The following is a 17,310-nucleotide window of genomic DNA, read 5'->3' on the forward strand; positions in this document are numbered from 1 at the left end:
CGCCGCACCACTCCCACTACACCGATAGGTGAAAGCTGAACAAGGGAGAACTTCCCGCCCAACGGCGAAAGTTGTGAACGTTCTGGGCTTTCGGCGGTTCCGTGTACACACATAGCTTGGCTCCCGTCTCGGAGGGGGACGACGCTGTTCTGCACCACTGGACGGAGGGGGCAGTGGACGCTTCCGGCCGCGGTCACACCGCAGCAGGGGCAAGTCGAGGGGGGTTCCGGACCGAGCGCGCACCGGACGGGCGCTACCGCTGGCAGCTGAAGGCTTCCAACGGCCGGGTGGTGGCGATCACCTCCGCGCTGTTCGAGACGCCCGGCGAAGCCGAGCGGGGCTTCGACGGACTGCGGGCCGGCGCCGCCGAACTGACCGCGCGGATCACCCATGTCCGCGACGGGATCGGATGGATCTGGGTCATCCCCGGATCACGCAACCTGCCCGAAGTGCGATCCAGCCGCGCGTACGAACGGTACGCGACGTGCCAGAACGCGTTCCGGCGCTTCGTGGTGCTGCTGGCCAAGCAGACGCCGCGCGAGCCGGTGGGGCGTGACGTACCGGTGGGGCGCGACCTGCTGCCGGGGCGCGACGTACCGGTGGGGCGTGATGCGCCGCCCGGGCGCGACGCGCCGTCCCGTGAACTGCCACCCCGTGAACGTCCCGGGAGAGCAGTGTCGTTGAGACGCCCCGATGGCCGCTGAGCGGCGCGGGCCGCGACTGCTGATCGTTCCGGCGGCCGACCGCTGCGTCGGCTGGGCGCTGCGCGCCGCCAACGGGCGGCCGCTGGGCGTTGGCGTGCGGACGTACCGAAGCGAGGACGAACTCGCCGACGCGGTAAGGGAACTGATCATCGAACGGGCCGCCCTGCGGTGCTCCACGGCGCAGGCCGAGGGGCGCCAGTGGGTCTGGTCCGCGTACCTGCCGGTGCGCAGCACCCGGCCGGGTGCTGCCTCCACCGTCCCGGTCGCCCGCAGCGCGCGCGGCTACCTGCGGCGCGACCAGTGCCAGGCGGGCGTCGAGGGCTTCCTGTCCGGACTGCAGTGGGTGGGGCAGGAGCTGCGGCGGTCCGGCCGGGACGGCCGCTGGCCGCTGTGATCGGATCCCTCGCGACCGGATCTCCGTTCGTGCTGTCCCGGTGAAGCGCAGGTTTCCGGCAACACCCCGAGCCGTCTCCTGGAGAAGAACGTCGACCGGGTTCGGACCGCCTGTTCCGCCCCTGTCACGTCCCCGCTGACCAGTGCCTAAACCTCGTCGAACCGATGAGTCGACATTCCCGAGCCGGACCTGACCACCCTTCCGGCGGAACCTCCCGGCCGGACAGGATCTGCACTGCCGGAGCGGCCGCAGCGGACGCGGCCCGCCGGCCCCGAACTCCCCCCGGAGTGCGGGTTCACGCGCTGTACGTCTCTCCCTCGGAGGAAGAGGAACATGCGTAAGACCGCTGCCAAGCTGCTCGTCGCCGCCGCGCTGGCGACCTCCCTCGCCACCGTCGTCTCCGGCACCGCCGTCGCCGACCCGGCCGCCGGCGTCACCCCGGCCGCCCAGGACCTGGTGGGTGTCGGCTCCGACACCATCCAGTCGGTGCTGAACCAGTTCTCGACCGACTACAACGCCTCCCTGGCCGCGAAGGGTGACACCACCTCGCCGCGCCTGTACAGCTACGACGCGACCGGTTCCTCGCCGATCACCACCAAGACCGGCGCGACCTCGATCCCGCGCCCGAACGGTTCCGGTGCCGGCATCAAGGCCCTCGTCGCCAACACCAGCGCGACCGTGGACTTCGCCCGCTCCTCCCGTGGCCCGGCGGCGACCGACGCCCACGGCCTGGACTTCGTCGCGCTCGCCAAGGACGCGGTGACCTGGTCCGCCCAGAAGACCGGCAACGCCCCGGCGCAGCTCACCCCGGCGCAGCTGAACGGCATCTACACCTGCTCCATCACCAACTGGCAGCAGATCGACCCGAGCCTGGCCAACGCCACCATCAAGCCGTACCTGCCGCAGACCGACTCCGGCACGCGCGCCTTCTTCCTGAGCGCGATCGGCGTGGCGACCCCGAACACCAACTGTGTCGTCAGCGGCCCGGAGGAGAACGAGGGCACCGACCCCGCGCTCCAGGACCCGAACGTGGTCTTCCCCTACTCCGTCGCCCACTACCTCGGCCAGACCGTGGGCAACCACGGCACCACGGCCGACGCGCCCGGCACCCTGACCCTGCGCAACGCCGTGGTCAACGGTGTCACCCTGACCCCGGTCACCAACAACCTGATCGACACCACCTTCTCCAACTCGCAGTTCGGCCGCGTGGTCTACAACGTCTTCCGTGACGCCGAGTGGACCGCGACCGACGCCCACGGCACCGCCATCCAGAACGTCTTCGGCACCGGTGGCTGGATCTGCAACGACCCGACCGCCGCCGCCGACCTGGCGAGCTACGGCTTCCTGGCCACCCCGGCCTGCGGCACCGCCACCCTCACCTGATCCACCCCGCACCATCCGGCGGCCACGGGCGTCCTGCCCGTGGCCGCCGGCCCAACACTCGGAGTGCTGAAGGGAATCGGGTCATGCGGATCGGATCCAGGTTGCTCGCGGTGGGCGCGGTGGTTGCGGTGACGGCCTCGCTGTCGGTGGGGAGCGCGTCGGCCGACCCCGGGGTGGTGCCGCAGGCGCAGGACCTGGTGGGCGTGGGCGCACAGACGACGTACTCGGTGTTGAACCAGTTCTCCGTCGACTACAACGCCTCCCTGGCGGCGAAGGGCGACACCACCTCGCCGCGGCTGTACAGCTGGGACGCGACCGGCACTTCCCCGGTCGTCACGAAGAGCGGGGCAGCGTCCGTTCCGCGGCCGGACGGGGCCTCCGCCGGGATCAAGAGGCTCGTCGGAAGCACCGGCGCCACCGTGGACTTCGCGCGGTCCGACCGCTCGCCGGTGGAGAGCGACGCCCGCGGACTGGATTTCGTCGTGGTGGCGAAGGACGCGGTGACCTGGTCGGCGGCGAAGAACGGCAACGCCCCGGCGCAGTTGACCCCGGCGCAGCTGGCCTCGATCTACAGCTGCATCATCACCAACTGGCAGCAGATCGACCCGAGCCTGCCGAACGCCACCATCAAGCCGTACCTGCCGCAGATCGACGCCGGCACGCGCGCCGTCTTCCTGGCCTCGATCGGTCGCCCGACCCTGGGTGGCTGCGTTGTGACCGCTCCGGAGGAGAACGAGGGCACCGACCCGGCGCTCAACGACCCCAACGTGGTGTTCCCCTACTCGGTCGGGCACTACCTGGGCCAGACGGTCGGCGGCCACAGCACGACCACCGACGCGCCCGGCAACCTGACCCTGCGCAACATGGTGGTCAACGGCACCACGCTCGCCGCGGTGACCAACAACGTGATCGACGGCAACTTCGCCAACTCGCAGTTCGGCAACATGGTCTACAACGTCTTCCGGGACGCCGAGTGGAGCGGAACCGACGCCCACGCCCAGGCCCTGCAGAACGTCTTCGGTTACGACGGCTGGATCTGCAACGACCCGACCGCCGCCGCCGACCTGGCGAGCTACGGCTTCCTGGCCACCCCGGCCTGCGGCACCGCCACCCTGACCTGAGTCGGACGCCGGTTGGACTTCTCGAAGGGATCGGTCATGCGCTGGAACAGGTTCAAGCTGCCCGCTCTGTGCGCGGCGGCCGCGTTGACGGCATCGCTCCCGGTGGGTAGCGCCGCCGCCGATCCCGTGGTTCTTCCGCAGGCGCAGGACATCGTGGGCGTGGGGGCGCAGACGACGCAGCCCGTGTTGAACCAGTTCTCCGCCGACTACAACGCCTCTCTGGGGTCGGACACCACGTCGCCGCGGATGTACAGCTGGGACGCGACCGGCAGCTCTCCGATCGTGACGAAGAGCGCGGCGACGACCATTGTGCGGCCCGACGGGGCCGGCGCCGGGATCAAGGCGCTCGTCAGCAACACCGGCTCCACCGTGGACTTCGTCCGGTCCGACCGTGGACCCACGGCCGCCGACCCGCACGGCCTGGACTTCGTCGCGCTCGCCAAGGACTCGGTGACCTGGTCGGCCGCTCGGAACGGCAACGCCCCGGCGCAGCTCACCCCGGCGCAGCTGAACGGCATCTACACCTGCATCATCAACAACTGGCAGCAGATCGACCCGAGTCTGCCGAACGCCACGATCAAGCCGTACCTGCCACAGGTCGACTCCGGCACGCGCGCCTTCTTCCTGAGCGCGATCGGCGTGGCGGCTCCGAACGCCGCCTGTGTCGTCAGCGGCCCGGAGGAGAACCAGGGCACCGACCCGGTGCTCAGTGACCCCAACGTGGTCTTTCCGTACTCCGTGGCCCACTACCTGGGCCAGACGGTCGGCGGCCACGGCACGGCCACGGACGCGCCCGGCAATCTGACCCTGCGGAACGTCGTGATCAACGGCCGCGTTCTGACGCCGGTCACCAACAACCTGATGGACACCAATTTCGCCAACTCGCAGTTCGGCCGCGTGGTCTACGACGTCTTCCGGGACGCCGAGTGGATCGGCACCGATGCCCACGCCACGGCGATCCAGAACGTCTTCGGCCCGTCCGGCTGGATCTGCAACGACCCGACCGCCGCCGCCGACCTGGCGGGCTACGGCTTCCTGGCCACCCCGGCCTGCGGCACCGCCACCCTCACCTGAGCCACGGAGGTGGCTCCGGCCTCCTCCGTCGACCGGTCCTCGGACCGGTGTTCCACCTCGAAGCGAAACCTTCCTCTCCCAAGGAGACTCGCATGTCCCGTACCACCGCCCGGTTCCTCGCCGGCGGCGTCGCGGTCGTTCTCGCCGCGACCGGTTTCAGCGGCGTGGCCGCGGCCGACACCACTCCCGCTGCCGCTCCGACCGGCAGCGCCGTGGTGACCGAGAACAACGCCTTCCTGGCGAGCGCGGCCAACAACGGCGTGTTCATCGTCCCGCTGCCGAACGCCAGCGTGGCCTACGACAGCACCACCGGCCTCGCGACCACCCTCCCGGTGACCGGCGGCAGCATCAACCTGAGCGGCTTCTACGGCAACGCGACGCTCGACGGCAGCCTGCTGTTCGTCGACGTCCAGACCGGCAAGAGCGTGCTGTTCAAGCAGCTCGCCTTCAGTGCCGACCGCTGGCGCGTCACCGGCGTGCCGGTCGGCGGCACCACGCCGGTCTCGCTGCTGAAGCCGGCCGGCACCGTGCGCAACTCGCGGACGGGCACCACCCAGACCCTGAGCGCCAGCAACCTCACGCTGGACACCACCGGCGCCCAGTTCCTGGACACCCAGCTGAACACCACCTTCTTCACCGGTGGCCAGGCGGTCGGCTCCTTCTCCTTCACCTTCAACGGCTGATTCCTGCAAGCCGGTTGAACCGCAGGCCCGTGCCGGGAGGCACGGGCCTGTCCGTGTGGAGGCGTCAACTCCGCTACGGAGTTGCCGCGTTGGGCCCTCGTACACGCGGGCGACCGGATTCGGCCACCTGCGGCTGGCCGAATGGTTGTGTACCGGAATCGCCGGCCGCTCGCAGTCTGATCCCCCTGCGCCGCGCTTCTCGGCGGCGCGCAATCGCACGGAGGTGCCCGCCATGAGAGTCCGCCTGCCCGACCGGAGACATCCGGGGTGGTGGCGTCGTCGGATGTCGGCGATCGTGTTGGTGTGGTCGGTGGTGGTGGCGGTCGGCGTGGTGCCGATCGGCCTGGGCGCCGTGCCGCAGGCGGTGGCCGAGGACTCCTCGGTCACCAAGCAGGGGCCGCCGGTGTGGCTCCCGAAGACCAAGACGTACGGTCCCAACGGAAGCGTCACCGTCGCGCAGACCAAGGACCTGGTCAACCAGGTGGTCCACGTCAGCTGGTCGGGGTTCACCCCGACCGCGGACGGCAACGGCAACCCGTGGACGAACGGCGCCGTGCGACAGGGGGCGCAGCCGTACTACCAGGTGCGGGTCTACGAGTGCCGCGGCACCGACCCGAAGATCACCGACTGCTACGACAGCACGCTCTTCGACGCCGATCCGGACAAGGGGTTCCAGCAGGTCCTGCCGGTGGCCTATCCGACCGCCCCGGACTTCCCGTCCAACATGGTGGTGGCGCTCACCGGCCCGGACGGCTCGGGTTACGCCGACATCGAGACCCTGACCTCGGACCAGAGCCCGAGGCTGGGCTGCAACGACAAGAACCCGTGTTCGATCGTGGTCGAGCCCAACTACGGCGGCGACTCCATCGCGTTCTTCGACCGGACGCGCAAGGGCGTGATCGACTGCAACCAGCACAAGCTGGACACGGAGTTGGGCTTCGGTCTGGCGGGCGACGAGAAGATCCAGCTCGGGCAGAACACCTACACCAAGATGAAGACCTCGGAGCAGTGCTCCTGGGAGCGCCGCACGGTCGTGCCGCTGACCTTCGCCCCCGCGGTCAAGACCTGCCCGGCGAGCAAGGTGGCCTTCGGGGTGGCCGGCCAGGAGCCGGTGAAGCGGGCCATGGACCAGTGGCAGATGGGCCTGTGCCAGGGCACCGACCCGATGCTGCTGACCTACGGCTTCGCGAACGGTGACGCGGACGCACGCTCGGAGTTCCTGGCCGGCGCCAAGGACATGGCGCTGACGGCCCGGTCGGACTCCCAGTCACCGCCGCCACGCCCGTACGTGTACGCGCCGGTGGTGGCCACGGGCACCTCGGTGGTCTTCCTGGTGGATGACCCGGCTACCCACCGGCAGATCACCGGCATGAAACTCAACGCGCGGTTGATGGCCAAACTGCTCACCCAGTCCTACGGGGGTTCGAGCGGCGGGGACGCGGTGGTCACCTCGGTGCGGGGGAACCCCGGCTGCATCTTCGACGACCCGGAGTTCAAGAACCTCAACCCGCTGCCGGACGGCAAGCAGTGGCCGTCGAAGTGCGCCTACGCGAACTTCAGTCCCACGGTCTTCGGCGGAGTCTCGGACCTGACCTACCAGCTGACCTCGTGGATCGCCTCGGACCCGGACGCCGTGCGCTTCCTGGACGGCGAGCCCGACCCGTGGGGCATGCACGTCGACACCTACTACCTGCGCCCGGCCTTCTCCGGCTACCCGGTCGACTCCTTCACCCGGCAGGACTCCTCCGGGGTCGACGGGGCGACCACGGAGGCGCAGAAGTACGTCAAGCAGTACGAGTGGAACCCGGTGGCCACCGGGCTGGAGGCGGTGCTCCGGAAGACGCTCCAGCGCCAGCCGAGCTGCCTCAACCCCCAGCCGGAGACCGATGGCAGCCACCAGAACTGCGGCGCGCAGGCGATCGGGTTCCGGATGCTGTTCTCCGTCATGGACTCCGGACAGGCGAAGGCCTATTCGCTGCCCGAGGCCCAGCTGGTGAACCCGGCGGGTGGCGCCGTGGCGCCGGACGGCCCCGGTCTGCAGGCGGCCGTCGCCGACATGACCGTCGACCCGGCCACCGGGATGCAGTCGCTGCCCTACGGGGTGTCCGACTCGGCGTTCTCGCACGACCAGAAGGCCTACCCGCTGACCACCGTCGACTACGCGATGCTCCCGACCAAGGACGTCGCGGCCGACAAGGTGGCCGCGATGAGCCGGTTCATGCGCGCGGTGACCACCACCGGCCAGGTCTACGGCCACGAGCCGGGCCACCTGGCGCCGGGCTTCCTGGCGCTGACCGCCGCCCAGCGGACCCAGGCGGCGGACGCCATCGGCCACCTGGAGGCGCAGGACGCCAAGCTGCCCGGCAACCAGGCCGCGCCGCCGAACCCGCCGGCGTCCGGCGGTGACGGCTCGACCCCGGCCTCCGGTACGGGTGGTGGCGGCCAGGGTGCCGCCTCGGTGACCCAGGTCGGCGAGGGCGGGGCGGCCGGCGGTGCCGGCGGTGCCTCGACCGGCGGCTCCGGCACCGGGTCCGGTGGCGCCGAGGCGGCCGGGGCCGCCGCGGGTGGTGCGGCCGGCGGTGCGGCGGCCACCGCCGCGGGTGCCAAGCCCGGTGCCACGCCGAGCGCGCCCGGCAAGTCGCTGGCGGCCGCACCGGTGGCCGCCGGGACTCCGGCGGCCGACCGTTCCGGTGGGGCCAGGCTGCTGCTGCCGATCGCGCTGATCGGCGGTCTGGTGCTGCTGGTGGGCGGTCCGGCGGCGCTGGTCCTCGGCGGTACGCCGGCCGGGGAGCGGCTGCTCGCGGAGACGAAGCGGGGCTGGGCCCGGATCCGGCGCCGCCCGTGACGGGCTGAGGTAGGACAGCTCCACGTACCGACCGACCGCATGACGACTCGGCGGGGCCGCCGTTCCGGCCCCGCCGAGTCTTTTTCGTTTCCGCCGAGTGCTTTCGCGTCTCCGCCAAGTGCACCGAAATCCACGCGCGTTGATCTCCGGATCGAAACCGGCCAGCGGTCCGGACACGGTCGACCACCGTCAAATCCCTTGCGTGGAAGGCAAGTTGCGGGTCAATGGCACCGCGAACATGTCATTCACAGGCGATCATCGCCCTTCCGGAGTTCCCAACTCCGCTACGGAGTCGTCGCGTTGGGCCCTCGTACACATGGGCGACCCGATCCGGCCACCTCCGACTGGCCGAATGGATACGCACCGGATCCGTCCGTCCCCCGCCGCCGAGCACGGAGAGCAGACCCATGACATCCGCCGCCGACCCCGCGGCACCGTCCGCCGGGGCGCCGGGCCGACCCGACCACGGGCCCGACCGGGACGTCCCGCGCACCATCACCGCCCCCGCGACCCCCGGCGACCGGGTGTTCCGGGGGGCGCTGCGTCTCGCGGGGCTCTCGGTGTTCGGGATCATGGGGCTGATCGCCTTCTTCCTGATCCTGCGGGGCACCGACGCGCTCCGGTCGGTCGGCTGGTCCTTCCTGACCGAGCAGAAGTGGCAGACCGCCGCGCACAACTTCGGCATCGGCGCCGTGCTGCCGGACGGTCTGCTGATCGCCGTCATCGCGCTGGTGATCGCCGTCCCGGTCGCGCTGTTCACCGCGATCTTCATCTCCGAGTTCGCGCCGGTCCGGCTGCGCTCGTGGCTGGTCTCCCTGGTCGACCTGATGGCCGCGATCCCCAGCATCATCTACGGCCTGTGGGGGCTGTTCTTCCTCCAGCCCCGCATCATCGGCTTCGCCCGCTGGCTGACCAACCACCTCGGTGACGCGATCCCCTTCCTGAAGGTGCGCACCGGGGACATCGGCACCTCCTACACCTCCTCGACCTTCATCGCGGGCGTGGTGGTGTCGCTGATGATCATCCCGATCGTCACCTCGCTCAGCCGGGAGGTCTTCTCCCAGGCCCCGCAGGGCGAGCGGGAGGGCGCGTACGCGCTGGGTTCGACCCGCTGGGGGATGGTGCGCACGGTGGTGCTGCCGTTCGGCAAGGGCGGTGTGATCGGCGCGGTGATGCTTGGCTTCGGCCGCGCGATGGGCGAGACCATCGCGGTCGCGCTGATCATCTCGCCGAGCTTCAAGACCATCACCCACGTCCTGGAGAACGGCGCCAACTCGATCTCGGCGCTCATCGCGCTGCGCTTCGGCGAGTCGGACGCGCTCTCGCTCTCCGCCCTGATGGCGGCCGGTCTGGTGCTGTTCGCGCTGACCCTGCTGGTCAACGTGGCGGCCGGCTTCGTGATCAACCGGTCCCGCTCCGGGGCCTCCACCGCGGACTGAGGCGGCGCACCGACATGACCCATTCCGTGGAAGGGACGACCCGATGACCACGCTCGACCGCCCGCCGGTCGCCGCGCCCGCATCGACCGCCGGTGCCACCACCGGTGCCACCGCCGGCGCCACCGCCGGCGCCACCACCGCCGCGCCCGCCGGAGCCGCGTCGCCGCGCCCCGAGACCAGGGTGCGGCTCGGCGGGGTCACCCCCGAGGACGTGTTCACGGTGGTCGGCGCGGCGGTCGGCTCGCTGGCGCTGAACTGGATGCTGTACGAGCGGGTGCTGCCGTTCAGCGGCGTGTTCGGCTTCCTGGTCTGCTGGTACGTGCTCTTCCTGGCCGGCTACTTCACCCTCGGCCAGCTCCAGTGGGGCAAGCTCATGGTGCGCGACCGGCTGGTGTCGGTGCTGGCCTGGAGCTCCGGGCTGCTGGTGGTCGCGCTGATCGGCGACCAGGTCTACTACGTGGCGGATCGCGGCTGGGACGCCGCCCAGCACCTCAACTTCTTCACCGAGTCGATGGAGCGCACCGGGCCGCTCAACCCGATCACCTCCGGCGGGGCGCTCAACGCGATCGTCGGTTCGCTCGAACAGCTGGGCATGGCAACGCTGTTCGCGGTGCCGCTGGGCATCGCGGCGGCCGTCTTCATGTCCGAGGTCGGCGGTCGGATGGCCCGGCCGGTGCGGACCCTGGTCGAGGCGATGACCGCGCTGCCGTCCATCGTGGCCGGTCTGTTCATCCTCGGGATCTTCATCATCACCTTCGGCTTCGACAAGAGCGGCTTCGCGGCGTCACTGGCGCTGACCGTGATGATGATGCCGATCGTCACCCGGGCCGCCGAGGTGGTGATCCGGCTGGTGCCGGGCACGCTGCGGGAGGCCTCGTACGCACTCGGCGGCAGCCAGTGGCGGACGGTGTGGAACGTAGTGCTGCCGACCGCCCGGCCCGGACTGATGACCGCGGTGGTGCTCGGCATGGCGCGCGGCGTCGGCGAGACCTCCCCGGTGCTGCTGACCTCGGGCTTCACCTCGCAGTTCAACGCCGACCCGTTCCACGAGCACCAGGTGTCGCTGCCGCTCTACATCTGGAACTACGTCAAGCAGCCCTACCCCGACATGATCGCCCGCGCCTTCGCGGCCGGGCTGACCCTGATGGTCGTGGTGCTGATCCTGTTCGTCACCGCCCGGGTGATCGGCGGCCGCAAGCCCGGCGAGCTGACCCGCGGCCAGAAGCGCCGGATCGACCGTGAGGCCCGCCGGGCCGAGGCCGACGCCCGGGCCGCCCGGCCGTCCGGCACCGTCCAGCCGGCCGTGGCGCGGACGTCGTCGACCCCCGCGCACCCCACCGTCCCGCTCTCCGCGCACCCCACCGTCCCACTCCCCGGGAACAGCTGATGACCCAACCGACCACCCTCCGTCCCAGAGGAGTTCTCATGTCGTGGGAGGCCGCAAGCCGCCCCGTGGCCCGCGGGTTCGCCCTGCTGATGTCGCTGTTCCTGCTCGCGGCCGCCCCGATGCTGGGGCCGGGATCGCGGGCGTTCGCGGCGACCGTCGCGCTGAGCGCCGACGGTTCCAGCTGGGCCGGTCCGGCCATCGACCAGTGGCGCCAGGACGTCGGGCCGCAGGGCATCCAGATCAGCTTCAACCCGATCGGCTCGGCGGCCGGCCGCAACTCCTGGACCCTCGGGCAGGACGACTTCACCGCCACCGACGTGCCGTTCCGCACCACCCAGGACTCCGGCGTCAACTCCTCGGGCCAGCAGAGCGGCACCGGCGGCGCGGAGAAGCCCACCTACGGCTTCTCCTACATCCCGATCACCGCCGGCGGCACGACCTTCATGTACAACCTGGTGGTCGGCGGCAAGCAGGTCCGCGACCTGCGGCTGTCCCCGCAGACCATCGTGGACATCTTCACCAACAAGATCACCAACTGGAACGACCCGAAGGTCACCGCCGACTACGGCAAGCAGCTGCCCAGCCTGCCGATCACCCCGGTGGTCCGCTCGGACGGCTCCGGCGCCACCGCCCAGTTCACCCGCTGGATGGAGCACACCCACAAGGACCAGTGGGACGCCTACTGCTCCTCGGTCAACGGCACCACCTGCGGTGACTACACCGAGTTCTTCCCGCCGGCCGGCCGGATGGTCGCCCAGAACGGCTCCGACGTCGTCGCCGGTTACATCAAGGCGCCCTCCGGGCTCGGCACCATCGGCTACGACGAGTACGCCTTCGCCAAGCGCAGCAACTGGCCGGTCGTGAAGGTGCTCAACCCGGCCGGCTACTACTCGCTGCCGACCGCCTCCAACGTGGCCATCGCGCTCACCGCCGCCAAGATCCGCGGTGTGGACGACAACACCCCGTCCAGCGACCCGAACTACCTGCAGCAGAACCTCGACGGCGTCTACACCATGGACGACCCGCGCTCGTACCCGATCTCCAGCTACAGCTACGTGATCGTGCCGCGGGCCGGCGCCGCGCTGCCCCCGCCGGGCCGCTTCAACAACGACAAGGGCAGCGCGCTCAGCCGCTTCCTCGCCTACGTGCTCTGCGAGGGCCAGGGCGAGGCGGACGGCCTCGGCTACTCGCCGATCCCGCGCAACCTGGTCCGCGGCGGGCTGCTGCAGACCAAGTCGATCCCCGGCAACGCCAGTCCGGTCGACCCCGACACCCTGGCCAACTGCAACAACCCGACCTTCACGGGCACCGAGCTGACCGTCCTCAAGAACGCGCCGCAGCCGAGCCCCTGCGACAAGCAGGGCGCCCCGCTGGACTGCACCGTGCAGAACGGCCAGCCGGTGAAGACCGGTTCGGGCGGGTCCGGTGGTTCGGGCGGTTCCGGCGGGTCCGGTGGCTCGGGTGGCGGCAGCGGTGGTGGTGGCGCCGGCGGTTCGGGCGGCGGCGGCACGGGCGGCAACGGCTCCGGCGGGTCGGGCGGCAACGGCGACGCCGGCGGTACCGGTGGCGCCGCGGCGGCCGGCGACCCCAACGCGCCCGGTGGCGCCGCGGCCGGCGACCCCAACGGCGGGGACGGCTCCGCCGACACCGTCGACCCGCAGACCGGCCAGGTGGTCGCGCGCGGCCGCGGCGGCTCCACCGACGTCGCCGCCAACGTGGTCGACGTGAGCGGCAAGCCGGAGGACTGGATGCTGACCTCCCTCACCGCCCTGGAACTGCTCGCCGTGGTGCTCGTCCCGCCGCTGCTCGGCCGCCGGCTGCTGCGCCGGCGCAAGGGCTCGGGCGGTGCCTCGTGACGGCTCCCGTCCTGGAGAAGTCGCTCGCCCAGGCCCCGGCCCAGCCGCAGGCCCCGGCCCGGGCGGAGTCGCCCGCGGCCGCCGGGCCGAAGGCCGCCCCGGCGGTCAGCCCGGCCCGGCGCCGCTTCCTCCAGGGCGCCTGGGCGGTCAGCCTGGCGGCCGCGCTGGTGCTCGGCTTCGTCGGCTTCCTGTTCACGCTCTCGGACATCCAGGAGCGGCACTACCAGTCGACGGCGTACAAGACCTTCCAGGACCAGCTCGCCCGGGCGGTCGCCCCGACCGGCTCGGCCGCCGACGGCGACCCGGTGGCGCTGGTGGACATCCCGGCGATCGGGCTGCACCAGACCGTGGTGGTCGAGGGCACCACCGGCCGGGACCTGATGCGCGGCCCCGGCCACCGCCGGGACACCGCGCTGCCCGGCCAGAGCGGGGTGGCCGTGCTGTTCGGCCGGGGCGCCACCTTCGGCGCGCCGTTCGCCGAGCTGTCCAAGCTGCGGGTCGGCGACCGGATCGAGACCACCACCGGTCAGGGCAAGGCCACCTACGTGGTCAACGTGTACGGCGACGGCGACCACCCGATCACCGACCCGGCCCGCAACCGGCTGGTCCTGGTCACCGGCGACTCCGACTGGATCCCCGGCTCCACCGTGATGATCGGCGCCCGACTGGAGGGCGACCCGCAGCAGAACCCCGGCGGCCGCCCGGCCACCGTCCCGTACGACAAGGCGCTGGCCGCGGACAAGGGCGCGCTGGCCACGCTGCAGCTGTGGTCGCTCGGCCTGCTGGGCGCGGTGGCCGGGGCCCTGCTGCTGGCCCGGTACTGGCGGCGCTCGACCGCCTACCTGAGCTCCGCGCCGGTGGTCGGCGCGCTGCTCTGGGCGGTCTACGAGAACGCCGCCGCCCTGCTGCCCAACCTCTACTGACGCGCGCCCGGAGGACCGTACCGATGACCGACACCACCCAGCAGCCGCACTCCGCGGCGGTCGACCCGGCCGCCGACACCCTCACCCTCCCGCCGGTCCCCCCGGCGGCCGACCCCCGGGACGGGGTGCTGCCCGGGCTGGAGACCCGGGACGTCTCCGCCTGGTTCGGCAGCCGCAAGGTGCTGGAGCGGGTCTCGCTGGCGATGCCGGCCGGGGAGGTCACCGCGCTGATCGGCCCGTCCGGCTGCGGCAAGTCCACCTACCTGCGGATCCTCAACCGGATGCACGAGATGGTGCGCGGCGCCGCGCTGGCCGGCGAGGTGCTGCTGGACGGGGACGACGTCTACCGGCCCGGCCGGCGCCCCGCCGAGGTGCGGCGCCGGATCGGCATGGTGTTCCAGCGGCCCAACCCGTTCCCGGCGATGTCCATCCAGGACAACGTCTCCAGCGGGCTCAAGCTGGCCGGGATCAAGGTCTCCAAGGACGAGCGCCGGGACCTGGTGGAGACCAGCCTGCGCCGGGCCGGACTCTGGGACGAGGTGTCCACCCGGCTGCACACCCCGGGCGGCGCACTCTCCGGCGGGCAGCAGCAACGCCTGTGCATCGCACGGTCGTTGGCCGTCTCGCCGGACATCCTGCTGATGGACGAGCCGTGCTCCGCGCTCGACCCGACCTCCACCCGCCGGGTCGAGGAGACCATCGCCGAACTGCGCGGGCGGCTCACCATCGTGATCGTCACCCACAACATGCAGCAGGCCCAGCGCGTCTCGCAGACCTGCGCGTTCTTCCTGGCCACCCACGACACCCCGGGCCGGATCGTCGAGGCCGGGCCGACCGAGCAGGTCTTCGGCAGCCCGCGCGACCAGCGGACCTCCGACTACGTCAACGGCCGCTTCGGCTAAGCGCAGTCGGAGTTCCGGAGCAGCCGGACTCCTGGACCGGCCGGAGGCCTAGAGCAGCCGGAGCAGGTCCTCCAGCACCGTCGCGACGCCGTCGTCCTCGTTGCTCACCGTGTGCAGCGGCACCGCCGCCAGCACCTCGGGGTGCGCGTTGGCGACGGCGTACGCGGTTCCGGCCCAGGCCAGCATCTCCAGGTCGTTCGGCATGTCGCCGAAGGCCACCACCTCGGACCGGTCGATCCCGTGCTCGGCGCACCAACGGGCCAGCGTGCTGGCCTTGGTGACGCCGGGCGCGCTGATCTCCAGCAGCGAGATCGGCGAGGAGCGGGTGATCTCGGCCAGGTGCCCGGCGGCGGTCCGGGCCTCGGCGAGGAAGGCGTCCGGGCCCAGCTCCGGGTGCTTGGCCAGCAGCTTGAACAGGCCCCGCACCGGGCCGTCGGGCCCGAGCAGCTCCTCCGCCGGGCCGATCGCGCGGACCTCGTCGTCGCCCCACATCGGCACCGCGTACTCGGGCTCGCGGGCCCAGCCGTCCGCGTACTCGAAGGCGAACGCGCTGCCGGGCAGCTTGGCCCGCAGCGTCTCGACCACGGCCAGCGCGGTCTCCGTCGCCATCGGGAAGTACTCGATCAGCTCGCCGCCGCGGTGCACGTCCACGATCGCGCCGCCGTTGGAGCAGATCGCCACCCCGTGACCGCCGATGTGCGGGCTCAACTGCTGCATCCAGCGCGGCGGCCGCCCGGTCACGAACACCACCCGCACCCCGGCCGCCTCGGCCGCCGCCAGGGCCGCGGCGGTGCGATCGCTGACGGTGCCGCCGGAGCACAGCAGGGTGCCGTCCAGGTCGGTGGCGATGAGACGGGGAGCGGTGCGGGGTTCGGTCACCGGTCCATCTTCGCCCATCGCGCCCGCCCGGTCACCGCCGCGGGCGGCGATGACCGTAGGGACGGGTTCCGGCCCTTCGTCCGCCGTTTCCGGCCGATTCGCCCCGCTCCGGGGTGTCGGTGCGGCCCGGCGGGCAGGACTCCGGTCGGCCACCCCGTCGGCAGGAAGAGCCATGCCCACTCGCCAACTCCGTGACGAGCCGCACCCGACCCTCCCTCCTCCGGACCCCGCCCAGGACGTCCAGGACGCCCGGGACGCCCCGGGCCCGCGGACCGCCTCCCGCGAGCCGGTCCTGCTCGGCGAGGTCCTCTTCCACACCCTCGCCGAGCTCGCCCGCCGCACCCCGGACCCGGCCCCGAGCCTCCCGGCCCAGCGCACCCGCCCGCACCCCTGACCCCCGACCGACGCCCGACCGACGCCGACCGTGCTCAGCCGAGCTGCGCCAGGCCCTCGGTCGCGATCCGCTCGAACACCGCGAGGTCGTTGGCGTAGATCGAGTCCGGCACCGGCCAGTGGATCACCAGCTCGGTGATCCCCAGCTCCCGGTACGTCCCGGCCCAGTCCACGAAGGCGTCCAGCGACTGCAGCGGCTTCTCCGCGGTCGAGCCCTGGAGCAGCATCTTCTCCAGCGTCGCCACGTCCCGGCCCTTGGTCTCGCAGGCGGCGGTCAGCTTCGCGATCTGCGCGGCGATCACCCCGGGCGCCTGCTCCACCGGCACCTCCGCCGGCCCCTTCGGGTCGCCGTAGGTCACCCAGCCCTGCCCGTACTCGGCCGCCAGCCGCATCCCGCGCGGACCGGCCGCGGCGACGTAGAACGGCACCCGGGGCGTCTGCACGCACCCGGGGATGTTCCGGGCCTCGACCGCCGAGTAGTACGCCCCCTCGCGCGTCGTCGCGTCATTCCTCAACAGCTCGTCCAGCAGCGGCAGGAACTCCCCGAAGCGGTCCGCCCGCTCCTTCGGCGACCACGCCTGCTGCCCCATCGCCGTCGCGTCGTAGCCCGTCCCGCCGGCCCCGATCCCCAGCGTGATCCGCCCGCCGGACACGTCGTCCAGGCTGATCAGCTCCTTCGCCAGCGTCACCGGGTGCCGGAAGTTCGGCGAGGTGACCAGCGTGCCCAGCCGCAGCCGCTCGGTCGCGCAGGCCGCCGCCGTCAGGGTCGGCACCGACCCGAACCACGGCTCCTCGCGGAACGACCGCCAGCTCAGGTGGTCGTAGGTGTACGCGGCGTGGAAGCCGAGGTCCTCGGCCCGCCGCCAGATCTTCTGTCCCTCGCTCCACCGGTGGATGGGGAGGATCACGGTGCTCAGTCGCATGCCGTCGACCCTAGCCGGAGGCACCGGTCGTGCGTCGGGCATGCGCCTCAGACAGCCGTGTGAGCACGAGTGCGAGGCGGCCCTGACGCGCGCGGCACCTGCAGTCGCTACGTCCGCTCCGCCGCTGACGAGCCCCTGTCCGAGTGGAGGACCACGCCGTCGGCCCGGCCGCCGCGGGCCGCGACCGAGGCTTCGAGCGCGTCGGCCATGAGTCGGGTGCGCGTGTGGTCGACGACGGCTCGGCATCGACGGCTCTCACCCGATTCCGCGGGGTCTCGTGGTTGACCCGGATCTCCTTCGTGACGGCCGTGAACGTGCGCTGGCCCGGCGAGGCCCGGCCCTGCGCATCGGTGCAAGAAGACCGGCGTGTCCTCAGCCGACCCGTAGTCTTGCCCCCGGCCCGG

Annotated in this window: 15 protein-coding genes; 13 read left to right on the forward strand and 2 right to left on the reverse strand. The window is 71.8% G+C overall.

The features are described 5' to 3' along the window. Positions 1-173 precede the first annotated feature (173 nt). The 12 genes from ACIP4P_RS32195 (at position 174) to ACIP4P_RS32250 (ending at position 14,711) form a co-directional block, all read left to right on the forward strand. Positions 174-704 (forward strand): DUF1508 domain-containing protein, encoded by a 531-nt coding sequence (locus ACIP4P_RS32195; protein WP_400924519.1) that lies wholly within the window; start codon positions 174-176, stop codon positions 702-704. After that, a complete protein-coding gene (locus ACIP4P_RS32200; protein ID WP_400924521.1) occupies positions 694-1,098 on the forward strand; it encodes a hypothetical protein in 405 nt (134 codons plus the stop codon). Before ACIP4P_RS32195 ends, ACIP4P_RS32200 begins: the two co-directional genes overlap by 11 nt. Before the next feature lie 333 nt (positions 1,099-1,431). Continuing rightward, entirely contained in the window at positions 1,432-2,481 is a 1,050-nt protein-coding gene (locus tag ACIP4P_RS32205) for a PstS family phosphate ABC transporter substrate-binding protein (RefSeq protein ID WP_400924523.1), read from the forward strand. A gap of 83 nt (positions 2,482-2,564) precedes the next feature. Further along, positions 2,565-3,602 carry a PstS family phosphate ABC transporter substrate-binding protein gene (locus tag ACIP4P_RS32210; protein ID WP_400924525.1) on the forward strand — a complete coding sequence of 346 codons (1,038 nt, stop codon included), beginning with the start codon at positions 2,565-2,567 and terminating at the stop codon, positions 3,600-3,602. Between the two features lie 36 nt (positions 3,603-3,638). Further along, the gene (locus ACIP4P_RS32215; RefSeq protein ID WP_400924527.1) at positions 3,639-4,676 is read left to right on the forward strand and encodes a PstS family phosphate ABC transporter substrate-binding protein; all 1,038 of its coding nucleotides are present in this window, start codon (positions 3,639-3,641) and stop codon (positions 4,674-4,676) included. A 92-nt stretch (positions 4,677-4,768) separates the two neighbouring features. After that, positions 4,769-5,359 (forward strand): hypothetical protein, encoded by a 591-nt coding sequence (locus ACIP4P_RS32220; protein WP_400924529.1) that lies wholly within the window; start codon positions 4,769-4,771, stop codon positions 5,357-5,359. A 283-nt stretch (positions 5,360-5,642) separates the two neighbouring features. After that, a complete protein-coding gene (locus tag ACIP4P_RS32225) occupies positions 5,643-8,204 on the forward strand; it encodes a hypothetical protein (protein WP_400924531.1) in 2,562 nt (853 codons plus the stop codon). Positions 8,205-8,611: 407 nt separating this feature from the next. Then, on the forward strand, positions 8,612-9,643 hold the full coding sequence (gene pstC, locus ACIP4P_RS32230) for a phosphate ABC transporter permease subunit PstC (RefSeq protein WP_400924533.1): 1,032 nt from the start codon (positions 8,612-8,614) through the stop codon (positions 9,641-9,643). A gap of 43 nt (positions 9,644-9,686) precedes the next feature. Further along, entirely contained in the window at positions 9,687-11,030 is a 1,344-nt protein-coding gene (gene pstA, locus ACIP4P_RS32235; protein WP_400924535.1) for a phosphate ABC transporter permease PstA, read from the forward strand. Positions 11,031-11,068: 38 nt separating this feature from the next. Further along, a complete protein-coding gene (locus ACIP4P_RS32240; RefSeq protein WP_400924536.1) occupies positions 11,069-12,886 on the forward strand; it encodes a substrate-binding domain-containing protein in 1,818 nt (605 codons plus the stop codon). Then, positions 12,883-13,809 (forward strand): sortase, encoded by a 927-nt coding sequence (locus ACIP4P_RS32245; RefSeq protein WP_400924538.1) that lies wholly within the window; start codon positions 12,883-12,885, stop codon positions 13,807-13,809. The genes ACIP4P_RS32240 and ACIP4P_RS32245 overlap by 4 nt, the downstream gene beginning before the upstream one ends. 125 nt (positions 13,810-13,934) lie before the next feature. After that, positions 13,935-14,711: a phosphate ABC transporter ATP-binding protein gene (locus ACIP4P_RS32250; RefSeq protein WP_350517776.1), complete on the forward strand. Its 777-nt coding sequence runs from the start codon at positions 13,935-13,937 to the stop codon at positions 14,709-14,711. Between the two features lie 48 nt (positions 14,712-14,759). Here ACIP4P_RS32250 and ACIP4P_RS32255 read toward each other — a convergent pair whose 3' ends face one another. Continuing rightward, a complete protein-coding gene (locus ACIP4P_RS32255) occupies positions 14,760-15,608 on the reverse strand; it encodes an HAD family hydrolase (RefSeq protein ID WP_400924540.1) in 849 nt (282 codons plus the stop codon). Positions 15,609-15,762: 154 nt separating this feature from the next. On the opposite strand from ACIP4P_RS32255, the gene ACIP4P_RS32260 reads away from it, so the two are divergent. Continuing rightward, the gene (locus ACIP4P_RS32260) at positions 15,763-15,984 is read left to right on the forward strand and encodes a hypothetical protein (RefSeq protein ID WP_350517743.1); all 222 of its coding nucleotides are present in this window, start codon (positions 15,763-15,765) and stop codon (positions 15,982-15,984) included. Positions 15,985-16,018: 34 nt separating this feature from the next. Here ACIP4P_RS32260 and ACIP4P_RS32265 read toward each other — a convergent pair whose 3' ends face one another. Next, positions 16,019-16,906: an LLM class flavin-dependent oxidoreductase gene (locus ACIP4P_RS32265; protein ID WP_400924543.1), complete on the reverse strand. Its 888-nt coding sequence runs from the start codon at positions 16,904-16,906 to the stop codon at positions 16,019-16,021. Positions 16,907-17,310: the final 404 nt, after the last annotated feature.

It is taken from the genome of Kitasatospora sp. NPDC089509, from assembly GCF_044749365.1.
Taxonomy (GTDB): domain Bacteria; phylum Actinomycetota; class Actinomycetes; order Streptomycetales; family Streptomycetaceae; genus Kitasatospora.